This is a genomic window from Candidatus Dependentiae bacterium, assembly GCA_018266175.1.
GTDB lineage: Bacteria > Babelota > Babeliae > Babelales > RVW-14 > JAFEAY01.
Map to the genome: position 1 here is coordinate 223,066 of JAFEAY010000025.1, position 22,042 is coordinate 245,107.

At 37.6% G+C, this 22,042-nt stretch carries 16 protein-coding genes; 11 read left to right on the plus strand and 5 right to left on the minus strand.

Annotated elements, in window-relative coordinates; all coding sequences use genetic code 11:
- Positions 1-173: 173 nt before the first annotated feature.
- From JST56_06740 to prfA, 6 genes are all read left to right on the plus strand, one after another.
- A complete protein-coding gene (locus JST56_06740; protein ID MBS1988654.1) occupies positions 174-2,570 on the plus strand; it encodes a tetratricopeptide repeat protein in 2,397 nt (798 codons plus the stop codon).
- A 63-nt stretch (positions 2,571-2,633) separates the two neighbouring features.
- The gene (locus JST56_06745; protein ID MBS1988655.1) at positions 2,634-4,871 is read left to right on the plus strand and encodes a tetratricopeptide repeat protein; all 2,238 of its coding nucleotides are present in this window, start codon (positions 2,634-2,636) and stop codon (positions 4,869-4,871) included.
- Positions 4,872-5,004: 133 nt separating this feature from the next.
- The gene (locus tag JST56_06750) at positions 5,005-5,766 is read left to right on the plus strand and encodes a CYTH domain-containing protein (GenBank protein ID MBS1988656.1); all 762 of its coding nucleotides are present in this window, start codon (positions 5,005-5,007) and stop codon (positions 5,764-5,766) included.
- Positions 5,767-5,779: 13 nt separating this feature from the next.
- Positions 5,780-6,787, plus strand: a complete 1,008-nt coding sequence (locus JST56_06755) for an SIS domain-containing protein (GenBank protein ID MBS1988657.1) — start codon at positions 5,780-5,782, stop codon at positions 6,785-6,787.
- Positions 6,788-6,799: 12 nt separating this feature from the next.
- On the plus strand, positions 6,800-7,000 hold the full coding sequence (gene rpmE / locus JST56_06760; protein ID MBS1988658.1) for a 50S ribosomal protein L31: 201 nt from the start codon (positions 6,800-6,802) through the stop codon (positions 6,998-7,000).
- Between the two features lie 102 nt (positions 7,001-7,102).
- Positions 7,103-8,185: a peptide chain release factor 1 gene (gene prfA / locus JST56_06765; protein ID MBS1988659.1), complete on the plus strand. Its 1,083-nt coding sequence runs from the start codon at positions 7,103-7,105 to the stop codon at positions 8,183-8,185.
- A gap of 43 nt (positions 8,186-8,228) precedes the next feature.
- On the opposite strand, the gene JST56_06770 is transcribed toward prfA, so the two are convergent.
- Positions 8,229-8,807, minus strand: a complete 579-nt coding sequence (locus tag JST56_06770) for a hypothetical protein (protein ID MBS1988660.1) — start codon at positions 8,805-8,807, stop codon at positions 8,229-8,231.
- Between the two features lie 81 nt (positions 8,808-8,888).
- Positions 8,889-9,764 (minus strand): methyltransferase domain-containing protein, encoded by an 876-nt coding sequence (locus JST56_06775; GenBank protein MBS1988661.1) that lies wholly within the window; start codon positions 9,762-9,764, stop codon positions 8,889-8,891.
- Positions 9,765-10,012: 248 nt separating this feature from the next.
- Between JST56_06775 and JST56_06780 the strand changes: the two genes are divergently transcribed.
- The 3 genes from JST56_06780 (at position 10,013) to JST56_06790 (ending at position 14,978) form a co-directional block, all read left to right on the plus strand.
- Positions 10,013-12,802 carry a hypothetical protein gene (locus JST56_06780; protein MBS1988662.1) on the plus strand — a complete coding sequence of 930 codons (2,790 nt, stop codon included), beginning with the start codon at positions 10,013-10,015 and terminating at the stop codon, positions 12,800-12,802.
- 260 nt (positions 12,803-13,062) lie between these two features.
- The gene (locus JST56_06785) at positions 13,063-14,286 is read left to right on the plus strand and encodes a NupC/NupG family nucleoside CNT transporter (GenBank protein ID MBS1988663.1); all 1,224 of its coding nucleotides are present in this window, start codon (positions 13,063-13,065) and stop codon (positions 14,284-14,286) included.
- Positions 14,287-14,312: 26 nt separating this feature from the next.
- On the plus strand, positions 14,313-14,978 hold the full coding sequence (locus tag JST56_06790; GenBank protein ID MBS1988664.1) for an ankyrin repeat domain-containing protein: 666 nt from the start codon (positions 14,313-14,315) through the stop codon (positions 14,976-14,978).
- 134 nt (positions 14,979-15,112) lie between these two features.
- Here the strand turns inward: JST56_06790 and JST56_06795 are convergent, their stop codons facing one another.
- Positions 15,113-15,805, minus strand: a complete 693-nt coding sequence (locus JST56_06795) for a hypothetical protein (GenBank protein MBS1988665.1) — start codon at positions 15,803-15,805, stop codon at positions 15,113-15,115.
- 240 nt (positions 15,806-16,045) lie between these two features.
- On the opposite strand from JST56_06795, the gene JST56_06800 reads away from it, so the two are divergent.
- A complete protein-coding gene (locus tag JST56_06800) occupies positions 16,046-17,251 on the plus strand; it encodes an MFS transporter (GenBank protein MBS1988666.1) in 1,206 nt (401 codons plus the stop codon).
- Between the two features lie 5 nt (positions 17,252-17,256).
- Here the strand turns inward: JST56_06800 and JST56_06805 are convergent, their stop codons facing one another.
- Both JST56_06805 and JST56_06810 read right to left on the minus strand, forming a co-directional pair.
- Positions 17,257-18,612, minus strand: coding sequence for an ATP-binding protein (locus JST56_06805; GenBank protein ID MBS1988667.1), 1,356 nt, complete (start codon positions 18,610-18,612; stop codon positions 17,257-17,259).
- A 322-nt stretch (positions 18,613-18,934) separates the two neighbouring features.
- On the minus strand, positions 18,935-20,683 hold the full coding sequence (locus JST56_06810) for an ABC transporter ATP-binding protein/permease (protein MBS1988668.1): 1,749 nt from the start codon (positions 20,681-20,683) through the stop codon (positions 18,935-18,937).
- 597 nt (positions 20,684-21,280) lie between these two features.
- On the opposite strand from JST56_06810, the gene JST56_06815 reads away from it, so the two are divergent.
- A complete protein-coding gene (locus JST56_06815; GenBank protein MBS1988669.1) occupies positions 21,281-22,039 on the plus strand; it encodes a lasso peptide biosynthesis B2 protein in 759 nt (252 codons plus the stop codon).
- The last annotated feature ends 3 nt before the right edge of the window (positions 22,040-22,042 follow it).

Below are 22,042 nucleotides of genomic sequence, written 5' to 3' on the forward strand. Positions count from 1 at the left end.
AAGACGGTCAAATACAATAGTTTTAGGAGTTGTAATATTTTTTTGTTCACCAACTCCTATTTTTGGACTAGAATGCTGTATGCAACACCCGTTCGAGGTGAGGCGTTGTTTGGAAAACTGCGCCTAGATCTAGTAAGCATGTATGACCGATAAGCTTTAAAAAAGGAGAGCGTATGAGTCTTCAGAATGCTAAAGTGCGCCGTCATGGGACTGGCGAATCTTCTAAAATCCAACAATTTTGGTATTCGTTGTTACCGCCGGGAATTTTGGCCCTCTTTACAACACTTCTTTATCTGCCATCACTAACCTATCCCTTTCAGTTTGACGATATAGCAAATATCTCTAAAAAGTTTGCTATACGTTTTGATAATCCATTCAGCAGATGGTGGGGAAGTTCTCGCTGGGTAGGGGAGTGGCTTAATACCGTTAACTATCAAATTGGAGGATTCGACCCATTTTCATATCGTCTTTTTAATTTGATTATTCATATTGCAGCAGGCGTTCTGCTTTATTTTCTTATTCAAGACCTGTGCAAGTATTTAAAATCAAAACCGTTTTTTTATGAAAATCGTTTATATATAGCTTTCTGTACAGCGGCTTTTTTCTTGCTCCATCCAGTACAAACGCAAACAGTTTCTTATGTGATCCAAGCACGACTTGAAGGGCTCGCGAGTCTTTTTATTTTGGCAACGCTCTATCTATTTGTTCGAGCAATGACCACACCAAGCATTGTGGCTCGCGGAATACTGATCGCAAGCTTTTTCTTTTTTGGATTTTTATCTTGTGGAACAAAAGAAATTGTTGTTGTTTTGCCGTTTTTGCTTTTCTTAATCGACTGGTTCTTCTTGGCGGAAGAAAACTGGAGCAATTTTAAACAACGCCTATGGCTTCATATTACTTTTGATCTTTTCTTTGCAGGCCTCATGGCGCACTACATGGGTGCAAAATTTGCCGTTGATGCTCTGAGCATGAAGCTTTCAACCGGGAATAATCGCGGTAATATTTTGACCCAACGTGCATTTGATGTCATTACTCCTTTCCATTATTTAATTTCAGAATTTAAGGTAGTTGTTCACTACATTTTTATGTTTGTTTGGCCATTCAATATCAGTGTTGAATATGACTGGAAGTTGGCAACCAGATTTTTTAGTCCCGATGTTATTTTTCCATTTTTGGTATTGTTAAGCTTAGTGGGTACCGCTCTTCGTTGTATCTTTAAAAAAGAGTACACCTTTTTTGCCTTTGGTCTTTTTTGGTTTTTAATAAGCATTGCTCCTCGTGCAACAATTATTCCTTCACCAGAACTTGCCTGTGATTACAAGACGTATCTTTCTTCAGTGGGAGTGTTATTTATTTTGGCAGTTATTTTTGTTTTTGCTGTACGCAAAGCAATCAGTTACTTTCAAAATGTTGAGCCTCGTTTTGCAGACAAACAGCTCCAGCTGGCAGTCTTTTCGTTATTGATGGTTCCTATTGCCCTTTCAGCATATTCACGTAATAAAGTATGGGAAACTTGTGTTGCTTTTTGGGAAGACAATGCGGTAAAGGCACCAGGTAAAGCCCGTGTTCATAATAACTTGGGTGTTGCTTATTCAGAGGCTGGAAAAATTGATGAAGCGCTTGCTGCATACAAAAAAGCTATTGATCTTGACGCACTCTATTCCGATCCATTGAGTAACATTGCGGTTGCTTATTCGATGAAGGGTGACCTTGATAAAGCTATTGAGTCTCTTGAAGTTGCTATTCATATTTGTCCTAACTATCCCGAAGCGTATAACAATTTAGGAACATTGCTTCTACAAAAAAAACAATACGATGATGCTGAGCGTTATTTGAATGCTGCAATTCAGCTTCGACCATATTATGGAAAAGCCTATTACAACTTGGCTCGTATGCACGAAGAGCAAGGCAGGCCGGAAGAAGCTTGGCAGTTTCTAAAGCGTGCTGTTGAAGGTGATTTAGATAATCCTGAAGTTTTCTACAAATTTGGTCAAATGAGTCTTAAAGTTCAAAAATATGCTGAAGCTATTCAGGCATTTGAGTTTGTTGCGCAACAAGGTTTTAATGATCAGTCACTCTGGTTTAACCTAGCTAATGCCTACTTTATGGTTAATCAGCATGATAAAGCTGAAACGCTTTATGAAAAATTGGTACGCGATTATCCACTTGATGGGCGTTATGCTTATAATTTAGGTGAAACCTATTTCATTAAAAAAGATTTCGAGCGAGCACTTGCTTTGTTTGAAAAAGTTGCAACGCTTCCTCGTCCTTTACCACAATCATTTTTTAGAGTTGCAAATTGTCTTGAGCAGCTCCAACGCCATGATGATGCGCTGTCATTTTTGGAAGACACCCTTAAGCGTAATCCTCCAGAAGATTTCAAAAAAATGGTGCAAAACGAAATTACGCGTATGACGTTGCAGCAAAAAGTAACTGAGGGAAATGGAAGTATTCGGTTGTCTGATTTAAAGCAAGCTTTTGCGGCACATACACCAAAGTCAGAAGATAAGCAGCCTGCAACAAAACAAACTGCAAATACTACCCAAAAACAAAACAAAAAAATAGCGTGAGAGTGCTCACGTAGTTAACGTTTTGGAATATTGTAAAAATTACTTTACAAGAAGGAGTATGTAATGAGTAAGCATGAAGCATACGCTCAAGAGAAAGCGTATTCAAATACTCAAAAGTTTGGGATTCCGCTACTTATGAGTTTCATGACAATTCTGGTCTACTATTCATCATTGTTTTACGGATTTATTTTCGATGATTTTCCAACCATTATCCAGTATTTTCATATTCGCGTTTTTGACCCGATTGGAATGTTTTTTGCCAACACTCGTTGGATTTCTCGTATACTCAATCAGTTCACCTATCACTACTGGCAGACCGATCCATTTATGTATCGTGTTATCGATTTAGGAATACATATTGCTATTGGTTTGATGATTTTTTATACGCTTCTCAGTTTACTCAGTCGTTTTACACGTAATGAGTTCATACAGAATAATGCTTATGTAATCTCATTGCTCACAGCGGGACTCTTTTTACTGCATCCGGTACAAACGCAAACCGCAACATATATCACTCAAATGCGCTTAGAGGGCTTAGTTGCTTTATTTGCGTTCTTTGTGGTCGCAACATTTGTTGCCAGTGTGCACAGTGAACAAGCCAATCGCCGCACTGGGTGGCTTGTAATTTCTTACCTTGGAACATCATTTGCAGCAGGAACCAAAGAAATTATTATTGTACTTCCAGTGCTGCTTGTTTTGGTTGATTGGTTTTTTCTGGCTCAAGGTGACTGGGAAAAGTTTAAAACGCGATTGTGGATACATGCAGGTTATTTTGCGGTTCTTTTTGGCACGCTTGCTTACATGGGTATTCGTCCAGGGTATGTTGCTCATTTGGTTGGTACTCCTTTGCGCAATAACCGCGGCAATGTTCTTACAGGAAATCCAGAAGTCTACATCAGTACATTTTCGTATCTGATTTCTCAGTTCAAAGTAATGCTTCACTACATGCTTATTTTTGTCTGGCCATTCCGCATTAGCTTTGATTACGATATGCGGCTTGCAAAATCATTGTTCAGCATGGATGTTATTGTTCCTGCAACAATTTTGATTTCTTTAGCATGGTGGACTTTTAAGCGTTGGATGGAAAACAAGGCTGATCTTTGGGCATTTGCATTTGCATGGTTTCTGGTAGCAATGTTGCCACGTACCAGCATTTTTCCATCAACTGAATTGATATGTGATTATAAAACATATCTTGCGTCGTTTGGTGCAATGTTTGCACTTGCGGTTGTCTTTACGCGTGGTATTGAATTTATTGTTCATATGGTGAAAGGATCAGACGTGGTTATAAACAAACACATAACGCAGGTTTCGGTTGGCCTTTTGATGTTGTCATGCATTGGATTTGCATCAAATCAACAAAATAAAGTTTGGAGTTCAGATTTGAACTTTTGGCAAGCGGCAGTAGATAATGCTCCAACCAAAGCACGTGGCCATAATAATTTGGCAACAGCGATGTACGAAAAGGGTGATCTTGAGGGAGCTCTTAAAGAATTTGATAAAGCCATTGAATGCGATGGAAATTATGGTGAACCACATGTCAATTTGGCTTCAATTTATCAAATGAGAAACGACTTTGAAACAGCACTCAAGCACTATGCTCGAGCAATGGATATTGGTGAAGCTCATCCAGAGATGTTCCATAATCTTGGTATTTTGCACATTTCGCAACAAAATCATGAAACTGCTGCTGAATGTTTTAGACAAGCACTTGATTTTCGCCCTTACTACAGCTCGGCTCATAAACATCTTGGCAAAATTTACCAACTTCAAGGTAAGCGCGAAGAAGCACTTAAGAGCTACGAAAGTGCTCTTGCAGGTGATCAGCCCGATGATGAAGCGCAGTATCTCAAAGGTACTTTGCACATCGAAGCTGGAAATTTTACAGAAGCACTTCAATCATTTGAAAAGTTAAATAAAGATTATCTGGATGCTGAGTTTCAACTTGGATGTGCACATTATGGACTTGCTCACTATGATCAAGCACGCGGCTATTTTCAAAAATCTTATGCAAAAGAACCAAACAATCTTGTTTATATGCACAACTATGCACAAACGCTTCTCAATTGCAAAGAGTATGCACAGGCGTTGCCATTGTTTGAGCAGTGCTTAAAAGCAACACAGCCTGGAGAGTTGCCATACTTGCCGTTGCACATTGCAAAGTGCCAGTTCTACGTTGGCCAAAAAGACGAAGCGGCCCAAGTACTTAATAAATTAGCCAAGTCGGCTCCTGAAGAGGTGCGTAACGATGCCAAGGCATTGATGCAAGAAATAGGGATTAGTAAGATTAAAGGTGCGTAATCGATGTGGATTATTTGATGCAAAAAATTAGACTTGCATAAATTAACAAACGAGTTTAAAAAAGTGGGAGTGGTTGGCTGTGTGCTGGTTACTCCCACTTTTTTATTTTAAAAAATTTGAAAGGATTTTGATTATGAAAAATTGGTATACGTTATTTTTAAGCTGTTTTATGTTTATAACAAGCGTGAGTGCAATGAAAAAAGAGATTGAAATAAAATTTACGCTTGAGCAAGCAAGCCGTACTGCATTTGAAATGTGGCTAGAGACTCATGCGACTTTTGATGGTATTGAACATCACGAAGAAGTATATTTAAATAATCCCAAAAATTCATTTTTCTTTAATCATAAAGACGGTTTCAATGATGCTCATATCACGATGCGTTTGCGTTCAAAAATAATAGGTCAAGCTCATAAGGATTTATTTTGTAGCAAAGTTTGTCATGTTGACGATCAAAACAGAACAGTATCTCGAGACGAGTTTGAAATTGATTTAAGTTCACCTGATTCCAGTAAAATCTTAGCCACTTGGTTGCAAGAAAAAGGTTATCGTAATTTTGAAAATAATCTTGGCCAAGCATTGCAGTTAACGAAAAAAAATCTAACCTTTTTCTTTGAGTCAATTGGTTTTATTGAGCAATTTGAATTTACCAAAGAGCGTAAAATATACCGTTTTGAAGATTTTGAAATAGCGTTAGATACGTTGCCTGGTATTGGCTCGTTTATCGAAGTTGAGTTAAAATCTGATGAGCAAGATGTTGTGATTGGAACAGAGCAAATACACCAATTTTTGAAAAAAACTGGTATTACTCAATTTGTTCAATATGATCGTAGCTACCTCCACATGAAAATTAATCCCGGATATAATTTTGGTCGAGAAATGAATCTTCAAAAATAAAAGGTATTTTTGTATGTTTAATGAATTAATGCTTTGGACAAAAAAATTAAATGATGGATATGAGCTTGCAGCTGATTTCCATAAATTGTATGTAAACGTTCTACCCAGAGCCCCAAAGAAAATTGTGTTCGTTGGTATGGGTGGCTCCGGTATTGCAGGCAGAATTTTTAAAACTTTTTTTGATCAGCGCTCAGAAATTCCTGTGCATGTTGTTGCTGGTCCAACAATGCCAAGCTATGTTGATTCGCAAACGCTTGCCATTGTTATTTCCTACTCTGGGAACACCTGGGAAACACTCGATGTTCTCAAGCTACTTTCTGATCGGCATGTTCCTTTATTTGTTCTTGCGCATGGCGGAAGAGCGGCTGAAATTGCTCAGTTGCGCAATATTCCCTTTACCCTCATTCCTGAGTCATCAACTCCACGTTCGGCGCTTGGAATAATTTTAGGCTTTTTATGCTGCCTTTTTGAAGAAATGAATCTTCTTCCCGGTAAGCAAATTTTTGATGCTTTCTATAAACACGCTAGTACCTATTTATCAAAATTCTCAAATGAATCATTTTTTGAAGACTTTATTAATAAGGCCAAAGGGTATGATAGCTTTCATATATGGGGTATTGAGGGGTATACCGATGCGGTTGCCTACAGATCCCAAACCCAGTTTAATGAAAATAGTAAAGTGGCGGCCGTTTTTGGCTCCTTTCCTGAAGTTTGTCATAACCTGATTGTGGGGTTTACTCAATTTGCTCAAAAGCCTCTGGTGATGCTGTGTGAGACCAGTTTTCTGCCTGCTCACCTTGATATTGCTCTAGATGCCGCAAGTGAATTACTCTATGAAAAGGGGGTTGTCCTTTACAAATCGCCTATTTTGGGTGATACTTTTGAGGAGCAACTTTTTAATATTATTTTATGGTCTGACTTTGCTTCGTGCTATCTTGCCCAAGAACGGGGGGTTCAAGCTCGACCGAATCTCTTTATTGATGAGTTAAAAGAGAAGCAGAAGCAAAAAGGTATCAAGTAGAGGTTTAGCGGCATGAAGAGCGAAATTCATCCACAAATACATGCAATCAGTGTTCGTTGCGTATGCGGCAGCGCCTTTGATTCAATATCAACAGATGAAAAAATTTCAGTTGATATCTGTTCCCAATGCCATCCCTATTATACAGGGCAGCAGAAGTTTATCGACACTGCTGGTCGTATTGAGAAATTTCAAAAGCGCTTTACCAAGAAATAAGCAGCAATACTGTTTATCTTGTGTTGTAAGTTATGGGGCAATAGCGTAATAACGCTGTTGCCTTAGCTATTTTTCTCATTAAAATCACCGAGTATAAGACTTATGTTGGATTGGATACTTCTTCAAAAAGAATATGATGAGCTCATTGCAAAGCTTGTAGACCCTGCATTGGAGCAACGACAACGCGCTACTTTTCAGAAACAGGCGTCACAATATGGGCATGTCCTTGAAGCTCACAAGCAAATTGTTGCTGCTCAAAATGAGTTTGATAGTAACAAGAAGCAGATTGAACAAGAATCTGGTGAGATGCGACAATTGTATGAAGAAGAAAATCAACAACTTGAGTTAAAAATCAAAAAGCTCAATCGAGAACTCGAAGATCTTTTGTACCCAGCTGATGATCGAGATGAACGTTCAGTTTTTATCGAAATTCGCGCTGGAGCTGGTGGACAAGAAGCGGCTTTGTTTGCAGCCGATTTGTATCGCATGTACCAAAACTATGCACTCTCCAAAAATTGGGAAGTTTCAGTTGTTGACTGTAGTACAACCGATCTTGGTGGTTTTAAAGAACTCATCATGCATATCAAGGGTAAGCGCGGCTTTAAGCATTTCAAATTTGAATCAGGTGTACATCGTGTTCAGCGTGTTCCAAAAACCGAAACCGCTGGTCGTGTCCATACTTCAACCGTTACCGTTGCAGTAATGCCTGAAGTTGATGACGTTGATGTGCAAATTAATCCAAGTGATTTGCGTATTGATACCTACCGCTCCAGTGGAGCTGGTGGACAGCACGTTAATACTACCGACTCTGCAATCCGTATCACTCACATTCCAACGGGTGTTGTGGTGACCTGCCAAGACGAGCGGTCACAAACAAAAAACAAAGCTAAGGCTATGAAGGTCTTGCAGGCCCGTATTTATGAAGCTGAACGTGCAAAGCATGAAGCGCAAGAAAGTGCTGCACGTAAGCAACAGGTTGGCACTGGCGAACGATCAGAAAAAATTCGAACTTATAACTTCCCCCAAAACCGTGTTTCCGACCATCGTACCGAAGTGACCCTCAAAAAGCTTGACTTGGTGATGGAAGGTGATCTTGAAGATCTTATTGAACCACTCTTTGAGTGGGATATTCAGCAACGACGATCACGCGGTTCGCTGTTTATTGGCCAGACTGGCAGTAAGTAATTCATATACTTTTTAAATCCCCTTATACAAAATAAAAACAAAATTACTTTTTTTGAGCTGTAATTAAGTAAAATTTTTCTTGATCATTATGCTCATAACAAACATGTTCATATTCGCTTGATTCGATCAATGTTTGCATAATAAAAGCGCGCTTGTTTGCATTCCTTATATCTAAACAAAGATACAACGCGCCGCCAGATTTTAAGCTTTGTGCAATGCATCCCAGGACTTCTTTTATTGATTTATTGGCTTTAAGCCAGTCATCGGGAAATATCGATAAAATAAGATCTAAGCTTTTGCGGAAATCGAAGAAAAATGCGTCCATAGAAACAATGTGTAAATTATTGATTCCAGAGTAGTCGAGCGTTGTTTTTTCTGCCAATTTTTCATTCGGTTCTATGCTCAAAACCAACCCTTGAGGGAGAAGGTTTCGCGCAATATAAGCACTTAAATCTTCTTGAGCATAACTTATGTTTAAGAGATGTTCTGATCCTGCAAAGCTAATTGTTTCTAAAATTTGTAAGCCAATTTGAAATTGCTTGGAGGTATTAATACTTGCTCCATAAAGAGAACTTATTTTGAGCAATACGATAAAAATCAAAAAAAATATATGATGTTTCATACAACTCCAAGACGTTTGAGTGCTTTTTACCTACGGGGGTTTGGTGAGTTATAACCAAACCCCCGTAAATTTTTACAGCTTTTATCTAAGTGGTTTTTGAGCGATTATGATTCCACAATCAAGACCCTGATTATAGGTTCCGTCAGGGTTTTTTGTTCCGTGCTCTTCAAGCTTTGCAAGAACGTCGCGTGAAAATTCTTCTCTGCGTTCTTGTGGAATTGCTTGTCCTAAAGGAATTGCAAAAATGGTTGCCATGCGCATTTCAGGGGTTAATTTCACTGTGCCAGAATTTTGGATAAAAACTTTTCCCAAGAAGCCTGCGTGAGCAAGGCTTTCTTGATATTGTTCAATAGGAATGCTGTTAGCTAAAACTTTCTTCCCTTCATAGTACTTCTTCCATTGTGGCAATTCTGTTATTTCGCGTGCACCTTTGAGCACAGGAATTGGGTATGATTCTGTGTGATCGATGTTAAATACTGCAAGAAGTTTGCCGCCTGGTTTTAAGCTTGCGTATACGCCGCTTAAGAATGCTTCTAGTTGCTCTAGATTGTCAAACCAGTGAATGCAATGTACTGATATTGCGGCATCGAATTGTTCTTGGTAATCAAGATTGCGAGCATCTTTGAGTTCAATAGTAAGGTTTGGGAGTGGACTTGCTGTTTGCTTTTGATTTGATTTTTCAATCATGCCTTTATCGTTGTCTATAGCAACAACTGATCCCTTGTGAAAAATTTTTGCCATGTACGCTGCAAGTCTGCAGGTTCCGCATCCTATATCAAGTATTGATATTTCACTCTCCGTATCAAGGCCTGCTTGCTCAAGAAGTTTTAGGCCGTGGTTAAATTGTCCATCAGAACCTCGGTCGTATTGCTCTGCATCCCAGCTTGATTGCATGCCAAATAATGGTGTTGTAACAAGTGATACGATGAAAAATGTAAAAAATATCTGACGGTTCATACCAGTCTCCTTGTTTTTAATGAGGTTGTTAACCGACCTTAAATAATTTTTTAACGGTATCATTTTTAAGACCGATAGCATAGATATTAGTCATATCTTGCCAATTAAGGACAGAGAATTGGTAATTGAGTCTTTTATGGCCCAAAGGCCCCTTTTCACCATTTAAACCCCCGGTTTTTCCTGGTTTTGACAAAATATTTCTGTTTGATAATATTGATAATATTGAATTAATCAGTGGAGGGGTCTATATGAAAAAAATTATTCAATCATTTTGTATTCCAGTTTTGATGTTTTTACTAAAAATTACATCGCTGACAGGTATGGAGCATAGCTCTGTTCAATTAAAATCAGAGTCAGATTCATTGATTATTGATTTATCAACAAGTAGCAGTTCTAGTTCTTCAAGCAATGATGCCAATATTCATAGTCATCAAGATAGTAATCAATCACGAGAATCATTGCAGGATGATTTTGGATCACCTGAAAATAAAGCTCCACAATTGCTTGAAAATATTTTTGAGCAATTGATTGCTGATGGTAGTAAGGATCCACAAACTGGTCGAATGCTTTGTACTGTTTTTTATCTGCGCGAGCAGCTCATTAAGCTTTTTACGTACGAAAAGATTTCAAGTTCTGAAGAGTTAGATAGCGAGCGCTATGACAATGCTTATTTAATGATAAATACGATTTATTTGAAGGCTATTGCTCTTCTTCCGTTAGAAGTACAACAACTCTTAGAAGAGCTTGACCAACATTTTGAGTTGAGTGAAAATTCTTCTTCATTTAAAAGCTTTGCGCTGATTCAAGCCTCTAGGCATTTTTTTGCACGTAAAGTGTACAGCTTGCTTCATGAGCTTGAAAATTTTTATACGTTGGGATTGAATGTTTTAACAAATAAAAATATCGTAAAGCAGATGCAATCAACTGAGTTTGTTAAATGTTTAAATCATATTAATTTGTCAGAACAATTCGTTCTTTTTAAATATAGCTCAGAGAATTTCTTTAGTAATAAGCTTGATAAATATAGCTTTTTAGATTCAAAAATTATTATTCCAGCATTTTGGTTACAATGTGAAGCGCCAATTCAATGTATTTTTGATTTAGACGATAAGGTTCTTGAGTCAGAGATGAGTTCTTGTCAGAAAATATCAGGACTACCAGATCGCGTTGTGAGCCCAGAACAGAAGGTTTATTTGCATCAACTTTCCAGTATTATGAGTTCAGCTCAACGGCTCAAGTACTTGCTCAATGAATGTAAGCAGTTATGGACAAGAGATAAAGAGCTTTGGGCTGACTTGGATACAAAGAGCTTTATTAACGATTTTATTGATCAGACATCGGGTTTTAAGCAAGCGTACGCTCATGTGTATGACTCTGTATTTGAGAAAATTCATGCATCGAGGGTTTCAAATTTTTCATTTAATTTATCTGAATGGGCTAAAAATTGGTTTGCTTATTTTTTCATAAATCAAGATAAGCAAATCCAGGAACTCCCTTTTAGTAATAAATTGCCTCAAAAAATATTTTGTATTGAAAACGTGTTATCTCATAGCTCTATTGATCAGCTTGAAATTTTGAGACAGGCTTTTGATCGAAATGTATTTTTTGTTAATCAAATTATAAACTATCATGAGCAGCAAGAACGTCTTTCTAGGTTTAAATCAGGAAAAAAATCTAAGAAAAAATCAAAATCAGTTGTAATGGTAAAATCATTTGAGCAAAATTTACACGATCTTATTTATAATCACCTTGCTCAGAATGTAACATTTAACGATAAGCTCGATCAAAGCTTATATCAAGCCGTTATTGAATGTGATGATTTGCGCTGTTTGCTTCTATCAAGTGGTGTTATTTTAGGTAAGAAATACGGAGAAAATCTATCGTGCTATTTGAGGTATCGCCTATCATCGCTTGAAGAAGAGGTTACGGAAAAAGATCTTGTTCAATTAAAAAGTACTTCTGAAAAGCTTCGTATTGATATTGGTGATAATGGTTTTTTGCGTATTCCTGATCTTTATACACGCGTGGTTCATGCGTATTATCTAGAACGAATTCAAGACCGAATAAAGCAGCTTGTTAAAAGTAATGCGTTTGCTGCTGAACCTAAAAAAACAAAGAAAAAAAAGAAAAAAAGTTCGGGTCAAAAAAAGCGTTCAAAAATGCGTATTGATAAGGGCTCTCAGGATTCCCAATTGCCTTATCCTGATGCGCACGATAATTTAGATTCCGATATTCAAAATGATTCGTCTATTAAAGATTCTTCGCATTCGTTTATTCAAGAAGATTCTTTAGTAATTGTTGAGTCAGAGCTGTCTACTTTAAAAGAACAAAATGATTCGGTCTTGGATGAAACTGTTGAGAAAATTTTGATAGGTGATTGCCAAGAAGAGTTTGCTCAATCTGGAAAATGGGTACTTGTTGGTAAGAAAAAAAAGTGTAAGAAATTAAGTCCATATAAAAAGTTTATTCAGAGTCTTCAGGAATCTTTATCAATATCTTCAGACTTCTTTTATTCTGCTGATGAAGTTATTCATTCGGGATATAATTGTGCAATCATCAATCAACCACCTTCATCGTTTAATAAGCAAATTGGAGTAGTTCTTTATTTACAAGAAAAAAATCAAGCTCCTCACATTAAGCATTTAAAATCTTATGCTCGCATAAGAAAAGCTCGAAATCATATACTCAACAAAAAGGATAATTTTCATGATTTTTCATATCGAACTGAAGATTACCTTGAGTATGGTCTTCTGGTTGCCAGCATTGAAGAGGCTGCACATAACCAGCTTTGTTTAAGTCTGAAAAATTTTAAGCTCCCTCAAGATTGCTATGCAATTCTTATCCCAGGTAAGCTTTTATGCTTTAATCCGAACAGCTTAAGCGCAGAAGAAAGAGAACGCGTGCTTGATCAAAATCAACCAGGAGAACCTGGTGTTTTTGCAGGAGCTTTTGTTTTCATTTTCAAAAAACATGATCACACGTGTGTGCATCGTTGTTTTCATCAGGCAAAACTTGTAGACCAGGAAGCTGATGCCTAGGACTAATATTCCACGTAATAACGACGCGATTATTGTTTTGATCTGCTCGAAATAAACAATCGTTTTTTAAGCTATAAATTCTTAAAGTCGCAGCAAAAATATTTTGCTGCGACTTTTTATTTTTTCAAGTAATAAAAATTTTTGATAGTTCTTAAAAAACTTGAAAGAGACGCCTTAAATATTTGCTGAAGTTTTTTATGAGGTGTGTATATTGGTCCAATAGTTTTACAACAGTCTCATTTTTAAGAAGGGTAGAATAGATGTTTGGTATCGTTGAATACTTAATGACCGATAATCGATATATGAGTTTGGTGGGTATAGTTGCTATTTTGGGAATTGCGTTTTTATTTTCACGCAATCGTAATCGCATTCGTCCACGACAAATTTTGACCGCACTTGCAATGCAGTTTGGTATTGCATTTTTCATTCTCAAAACATCGATTGGAGCATCAATGTTTATGGGCATAGCTCATGGCTTTGAATCGCTCTACCGCTTTGCAGATCAAGGCTGTGCCTTTGTTTTTGGTAACCTTGCAAATTTAGAAGGTCCATGGGGCTTTGTTTTTGCCATCAAGGTTGTCCCAATCATTATTTTCTTTGGTGCACTCATGGCACTTATGTATCACCTTGGTGTTGTACAGCTTTTTGTTAAAGGATTAGCGTTTGCAATTCGCCCACTCCTTGGAACTTCTGGTGCAGAGACGTTGTCAGTCGCTGCAAACAGTATGCTTGGACAAACTGAGGCTCCACTCCTAATCAAAAATTATCTTGCACGCATGACGCAGTCTGAAATGCTTACCGTCATGGTGAGTGGTATGGCGCACTTGAGCGGCTCAATTCTTGCCGTTTATGGCTTGATGGGTGTTCCTATTGTACATCTTCTTTCAGCAAGCATTATGGCAATTCCTGGTGCAATCTTGATTGCAAAAATCCTCATGCCTGAAGTTGAAACGCCTGAAACACTCGCCGGTAATAAAATTGATATGAAGCCTGCAACTAAAAACGTACTTGATGCACTTTCGTCTGGCACCTCCGATGGATTGCGTTTAGCTGTTAACGTTGCTGCAATGCTTATTGCATTCATTAGTTTAATGGCAATGGCAAGTGCAATACTTGAATTCTGTACCGGCTTTACCTTAAGTGCTGTGTTTGGAAAGCTATTTTACGGTGTTGCTTACTTAATCGGTATTCCTGGTGTTGATTGCCAAGCTGCTGGCGTATTGCTTGGTGAAAAGCTTGTGATTAATGAATTTGTTGCATATACACATTTCATAGCATCAAATTTAACACCTCGATCAATTGCTATTTTGACCTATGCGCTTGCAGGATTTTCAAATTTCTCATGCATTGGAATTCAGATTGGTGGTATCGGTGCTATTTGCCCAGAAAAACGTGAGCTGTTGACACGACTTGGTTTGATGGCGCTGCTTGGTGGTACGCTTGCTAACTTACTCAATGCATCAATTGCAGGTTTATTTATTTAAATAAGTTTGAAGAAACGAGAGTAGTAATGAAGTTACTAAAAAATCTTTTTGTTTTGACCATTGCATGTATTTTCTTGTCTGTTTCTCTGAATGGAGTATTACAAAACGAAGAATCAGATTACGATAAATATCGTGTCATAAAATATGGGCTTGAGGTTGAAAACCCCGGTCAAAATGTCATCTATTCGATTATCCAGTTAGGTAATCCCATTGATGTCTGCGAAGTCATGGAATTGTTCTTTCGAGTAGGAAATGAAACAGAGCGGAATCAGATAGTAAACTATCTCTCAACCAAAGGTGCTTTTATAGATGGTAATGGGAGGCCTGTGCTTCATGTCGCTGCGTCGCTATCTAGTCAAGCTCAAGCATATCGAATTATCAAATTTTTGCTTCAAGTCTTTGGTTCTCAGTATGTTAATCAACAAGATAGCGCAGGTCAGACGCCGCTACATATTGCAGCTTTTGCTGGGCATGAACAAGTAATAAAATGTTTGTTGGAAAATGGTGCTGATGAAACTATTTCAACTCACAAGGGCAAGCTTGCTTTTGAACTTGCTCATGATGCTGGCCATAAGGTAATTAGGGATTATTTATCAAGCTTATATCAGGAGCTCGTGATAAAAAAAAATTCAGGCTTCTCATATAACATAACTGATTTGAAAAACCGAACGATTTGTTATTCTAATCTATAAAATGAGCTTACGGCTTTTCACTTATTTTTTTTGCGATGCGATGAGTAAAAAACAATCTAAATTATAATAATCCAATAAGAAGAGGGTCGATTCAAAACCGGCCCTCTTCTTATTGGAAATTACGTTACGTTTTATTAAGCGGTTAAAGCAGCTTCAAGGAGTTGTCTGCATTTTTCAAAATCTGCTCCTGATTTGAACCAGGCGCAATCGACATCTAATTCTTCCGCTTCAACTTCTGTTAGATAAGCAATATCAGTTTCAGTTATCAATAACCCATTATTGATGAGATATTCAACAATATCTGGTATGCCATATTCCAGAGCTGTTCTGAGTGCGCTGGCAATATGTTCAGGAGAGATAATGTGTATTTCAAGTGTGTTAATTTGCTTAACGCAATCCTGTACCAGGTACTGAATATGAGTATAATGAGCTTTTTCTAGATCCTCAGTCAGCTGCGAAACAAGGCTTACTAAATTATTCTTATTTAATTGAGCATGTTCTTCAGCTTGTTCTGTGAGAATATTACGAAGTTTTCTTGCTGTATTTGTCCGACGAGCAAGAGCACCTCTTTTCGATGAGCTATTTCCGCTGCTACGTAATTTTCCTGAACTTCTCAATTGTTTAAACATGTTTTCAGTTAAAAGGCCAGGGTATTTTTCATTGAGCGTCTTGAGCTTGCGAACTTCATCTTCATCAAGCTTGTTTCCTTGTTCAATCTTGGTAGCAATAGATTGAATATCTTCATCGGTATAAACGACCGCTTTAACCTGCAATGTATAACTAAATACAAGTAGAACGAGTGTGCAAAGACGCGATGAAAAATTCATCTTGCCTCCTTTATAAATAATGAACGAAGAATACAAAACAAAAAACATAAGAACAATAATAACTGAATGAATAAAAATTTGAATAAAAATTATTTTTATATTCAGTTATTGCTATTTGAATTGAGGTGTTTTGTGGAATTAAGGAACAAGCTAATAAAATTTTTTAATAGAGCTCTATTTTTATTCTATAATCAGATAATATGAATGTATTAGAAATATAAAATAGTAATAAGGAATTTCATGCCCGCCTCTTCTTCTCATTTATCGAATAATCCATCAATGATTACGCTTATTCTTTTGACCTCATTTGCAGCAGCAGGAGCTATGCTTTTAACTCCAGCACTGCCCATGATGGCCCAATCACTTGCTATAACCGCAGAGCATGTGCAGCTTGTTGTGAGCGTTTACTTGGCCGGTTATGCCCTTGGTATGCTTCCCTATGGGCCCTTTGCTAACAGGTTTGGCCGAAAACCAACGCTCTATTTGGGACTAGTTTTGGCAATTATTGGCGCCTTGATAAGTGTTGTTGCAGGCTGTTTTCAGTTATTTGGTTTGCTTGTATTTGGGCGATTAGTTACTGCTGTTGGAGCATCAGTTGGGCTTAAAATTGCTTACACCATGGTTGGCGATTTGTATTCCGGTGCGCATGCAACACGCAAGATTGCAACGCTCATGCTTGGCTTTCCTGTTGCTTCTGCAATTGCCATGACGGTTGGCGGTTTTTTAACACAGCATGTTGGGTGGTATGGTTCGTTGTATGCATTGGTTGTATATGGCATTTTTTTACTTGTTTTGAGTACTCGTTTGCCTGAAACAACCTCAGAGTTGGACCTTGATGCATTGCGCATAAAACATATTTATCGTGGCTATGCTCGAGAAATTTTTCATATGCCCATGATTTTGAGCTCACTTCAGGTAGGAATGACTTGTTCAATTTTATATGTCTTTGCAGCAAAAGCGCCATTCTTAGCAATTAATGTTCTTGGACTTCGTCCCGATGTGTATGGCTCATTGAGCTTTTTAGCCGCGCTTGGTCAAGCAACAGGGTTATCGCTGAGTATCTATTTTGCCTACCGGCTGCATCAGCTTCAGGCCATGTTTGTTGGATTATGTGCTCTGATTACCGCAATCATTTTATTTATTCTGGGCTTCTGGCTTTTCGGTTTTTCGCTAGTGACCTTTTTTCTCCCAGTACCACTGATGTTTATGGGTAATTCATTGGTGACATCAAATGCAACGTCGTATGCGCTATCGGCTTCTCATAAACGGTCGTATGCATCAGCACTGGTTAATTCACTGGGATTATGTATTGCCTCTGGTGGTGTTTGTTTTTCTAATACTTTAAATTTTCAAAACCATTGGATGGTCCCCCTGTTTTTTGGGGCAGCAGCTCTTCTTGCTTTGCTGTGGTGGGGTGTTTTGTATAGAACACAACAAAAAAATTAATCCTTTCACGATTCAATCAGCAGCATTATGGCATTCAGAAGATTTTTATTCTTTTTGCTCATAACCTGTGCAACAGCATACAAAGGTAATGATTTTATTTTTTGGTACTCAGAATAGTTGTTCGTTGAAATGCGTATGCCGTACTCCGTCGACATATGGCTTTCAAGGAATAATTGAAGACTTTTCAGGGTTTTGCCCGATCCACTTTTTACTTCAAGGGGGATAATTTCATTATTAAGTTGTATCAAATAATCAATCTCAGCTTCACTTCCACGCGATTCCCTATGCCAGTAATAAATATTTTTTTTGGCATGAGGACTTTCATAAGCAAGCATTTCTTGACCTACCAATGCTTCTACAAGAGAACCTTTATTAACAAATTGTGCAAGCGGATCTAAAAACCATCCCGAAATGTCGAGGTCAAGAAGTGTTTGCGCAAGTGCAATATCAAGAAAAATAACCTTGTAATCTTGAGGGTCTGCTTGTGCTCCAAGAGGAATTCCTTGTCCTGATGAATGGAAAACTTTGTGCACAACTCCTGCTGCTACAAGAAGGTCAAGCGCTGGTGCAAGTTCTCGCTTTCGGTAATCACCTTCGACGGTTGTGTATTTAAATTTTCTCCCCAGTTGTACCGGTATATGTTTGAATACCGATTCAACATATTTGATTTGCAATCGTTTAGCATATTTTTCAAAATCTTGACGATAGCTGTCTAGAATTGTCGCATGAACCTTTGCGCAGTTTAAAGGCTCTTTTGATGCCTGCCAACGAGCTACTACTTGTGGCATGCCTCCAAGCGCAAGGTAATCGCCCACAAGCGCAAGAGCTTTGTCATGAACAACAGTACTCATTTCTTGTTCTGGATTATGATGAATAATTTCTTTAAGCAAAACCGTGTGGTTGAGTGCTGCTAGAAATTCTACAAACGAGAGCGGAAACATGTAGAGAGATTGTACTCTGCCAACAGGAATTCCAACTTGTTCAATTGCAAAATCTAACAACGATCCTGCTGCAACAACGTGAAGCTCTGGCATTTTTTCATAGAAATATCGCAGAGCAGTAATTGCTCGTGGAACCACTTGTATTTCATCAATAAACAAAAGCGTTGAACCCGGAATAATATTTTTTTGAGTAATGACAGAAAGTTCAGCGATCATACGATCGGGGTCAAGATTTTTTTCAAAAATGATACGCGCTTCAGGTGTTTCTTCTAGATTGATTTCAACAAATTTTGGGAATGATTCACCTAACTTGCGTACCGAAAATGTTTTGCCAACCTGGCGTGCACCTCTGAGTAGGAGGGGCATTCGGTAAGGATCACTCTTCCAAGAATTCAAGTAATAATCGATCAGTCGCTTCATCTCACACCTTTCTGGTTAATAATCAGACTTATTTTGAATGAATTTTGGTCAAAAATCAAGGATATAGCGATAATTTTTTGGTCAAAAATCAAAGATAAGGGGTAGTCTTGTGTATAATGTGATTTACATTGTACAATTTTTTTAGGTATGATTTTTTAGAAAGAATGTTTTTAAACTTGAGGATGATTAGATCATGTTAAAGTTGGTGTGTATGGAGAAAAATATCAAGATCTCTATTTCCATTACCAACTTAAATTAATTAAAAGGACCGTTTCAACTGTTGGCGATAATGCACTTGATGGCCTTGTGAGAGGTTAAAAACTCAGCAAAAATTGATCATTTGCTCTTGCCAAAGTTTTTGATACAAACCACAACTACTGAGCAACTCGTCATGCGTTCCATGCTCGACAATCTCTCCTTGGTCAAGAACGAGAATCTCATCTGCGTGACTTACGGTCGATAATCGATGAGCGACAATAAGTGTTGTAACATCAAAAGAGAGAGCTAAGATATTTTTTTGAATTTCATGCTCGGTGTAACTATCAAGTGAAGAGGTAGCTTCATCAAAGACATTAATTAATGGTTTTTTCAGCAAAGCTCGAGCAATGCCAACACGTTGCTTTTCACCTCCAGATAATTTGAGACCCCGCTCTCCTACGAGTGTGTCGTAACCGCTTGGCAATTTTTGTATAAGTTGATCGATTTGTGCTTGTTGTGCGGCTTGTTCAATTTCTTGCTGCGTTGCTGCTATATTGCCATACGCTATATTGTACCTAATCGTATTATTAAAGAGCACTACATCCTGTGGAACAATGGAGATTAAATTTTTGATCGAATCTTGAGCAACATTTCGAATGTCTTGTCCATTTATAAGAATAGCTCCATCGTTCACGTCAAAAAGCCTAAAAAGCAATTTTATAATGGTCGACTTACCTGATCCAGAGGGGCCAACTAATGCAACTGTTTTACCTGGTGCAACCGTAAACGATATATTTTTTAGAATCGGCCGTTCTGCTGAGTAGCCAAATGAGACATTCTTAAAAATAATTTCAACTTCTTTTGGTGACAAAACTTTGGCATCAGGAGCATCTTTTATCTCTGGTTCTTCTTGCAGAAGATCATGAATCTGTACAACATCTTGCAGCCCCTTGCGTACCTGTCCAAATGCATATACAACGTGTTGGAGTGGCATAATAAATTGCAAAAAATACCCATTAATTAAAACAAACTCAGCAAGCGAACTACTACCATTTAATACTCGTTTTCCAGTTATAAACGTAACGATTACAAATGCTGAACCAATGATAAAAACCTGAGAGAGACTTAACCATGTTTCGATTACTTGCCGTAGGATACCCGCCTGTTTTTGCTCTTCAAATAATGCTTTGCATTGTTGATAGTCGGCGTGCTGGTTTGCAAAGTACTTGCTTGTTTCAATATTAATGAGGCTGTCAAGCATGGTAGCTCCAGCTTGTCCTCGCTTTTCATTATAGGTTGCTTGAGCCGTATTAATCTTACTCATCATGAAATAGTTTATTACGACAAACAGTGCAAAAAGTATGAGTAGCCCTAAGCAATGCAGCAATCCATAATAGTAAAATAAGATCAGCATCGTGCAGGCAAATTCAAAACAGACTGGCAACAAAAAAAATAGAAAGCTCCACATAACCGTTTCACAACCAGTCTGTGCACGATCAAGAGCGGTGAAAAGCGCTCCTGTTTTGCGGTCTAAATGAAAACGAAGCGATAATGCATGCAGATGTTCAAAAACTCGTAAACTAATCTGAGCAATAGTGCTTTCTGTAACATGCACCATGATAAGCGATCGAATTTGTCCAAGTGCTTGTGTTGCAATCCAGAGCAATCCGTATCCTACAAGCAAAACAAGCGACAATAAAGAAACATCTGTTTTTGGAGTAGATAACTGGCGAACTATTTCGCTTAAAACAAGCGGCAAGCTCATGGTTAATAGTGATCCTAAAATTGTTAAAAAAAATGATATGCCAGTTTTTATGATGAGCTTTTTGTCTTGTAAGATAAGTGAGAAAAAAGAGAAGAAAAGCGATGTCATATGTGTAGCTCGTTTTTTGAAAGAGAAGAAAAAAGGTCCAGCAATTTGCTGGACCTTAAACTATTTGTAGAACTATAAATTTCATTCTCGAACATTAAGAGTAGGGCGGTGATGTTCTGAAAATGTACGCGTCCTTATTCCCAGTGTTAGCTCAGAAACCATCCCCAATTCTTGAGTATTTTCTAATTTATTGCTCATGGATTTTTCTCGATTATTTTGTATCAATCACGATCAGTTTTGCTCCATAAGAGCATTCTTCCATGTTCTTGTGTAGTACCATTTTTATAGCCAAGTGTTAGTTCTGAAGCCATACCAAGTTCAACTATATGTTTATTTTCCATGATTGATCTTTCTTAAAATGATTAAAAAAATTTTCAGATGAGTTATATCATAAGCGATTTAATATTTCAATATAAAAAAATAAGCTTTTTAAGGTAATTATTCTTAGTGATTTGTTTCATGATTATTTTTTATAAAAGTAAAAAAACGGTTGTTTTAAAGTAAAAAAAAAATATACTGCTCGTTACTTAAAATTATAAGCATAAGCTCGTGTGTTAATGTATTTTTTGCTGTCTTGCTTACTCTCAAAAGAGTTGTATGAAAAAAATTTTTTTTGAATTATCAAAATCAGTGTACGCAGCTCAAACTGATAGTGGAATTATTGTGCTTGATGCACAAAAAGATAAATATATCAGTATAGCGGGAACATCGGCAACTTTTCTTAAAACAGTGGTTGAGCAAGCAATTACCATCCAAGATAATTTTTTTTCTTGTGACGTGCATGCCGATCAGCAAGAATCATTCAATCAAGATATTCATTATTTTCTAGAAAAAAAAATCATTAAAAAACGAGATACATCTTGCGCTGTGCGCTCTATTAAAAAAGCACTCGAGCCTGGCGGCCTTGCAGATTATCAATGGGATAGAAAAGAAAAATTTGTAGAATCAACTCAAGCTTCGTGGTTTCTTACATTTAAATTTTTGTATCTCGTTTTTCGCGTTGATTGTGCTTTACGTCGAAACGGGATTGTCGGTATTTTAAAAAAAATTGAAGTCTACAAAAAAAAGCATGCAATATATCAAGACTTGATGCTTCAGGATATACAAACACTCTCAAACGCACTTGATAGAGCGTGCAGTATCTATCCGAAAAAAATTTTCTGTCTTGCCTGGGCTTCGGCGTTTACGCTCATGGCGCTTAAAATGGGCTATAAATGCAATTTAGTAATTGGCGTTCAGTCACCACCTTTTTATGCACATGCATGGGCGCAAGTTGGTGATTTAGTCATTAATGATGATTCAATCATAAAATCGCGTCTTGCAATTATCTTAGCAACCCCTTTTAGCAACGAATAATAT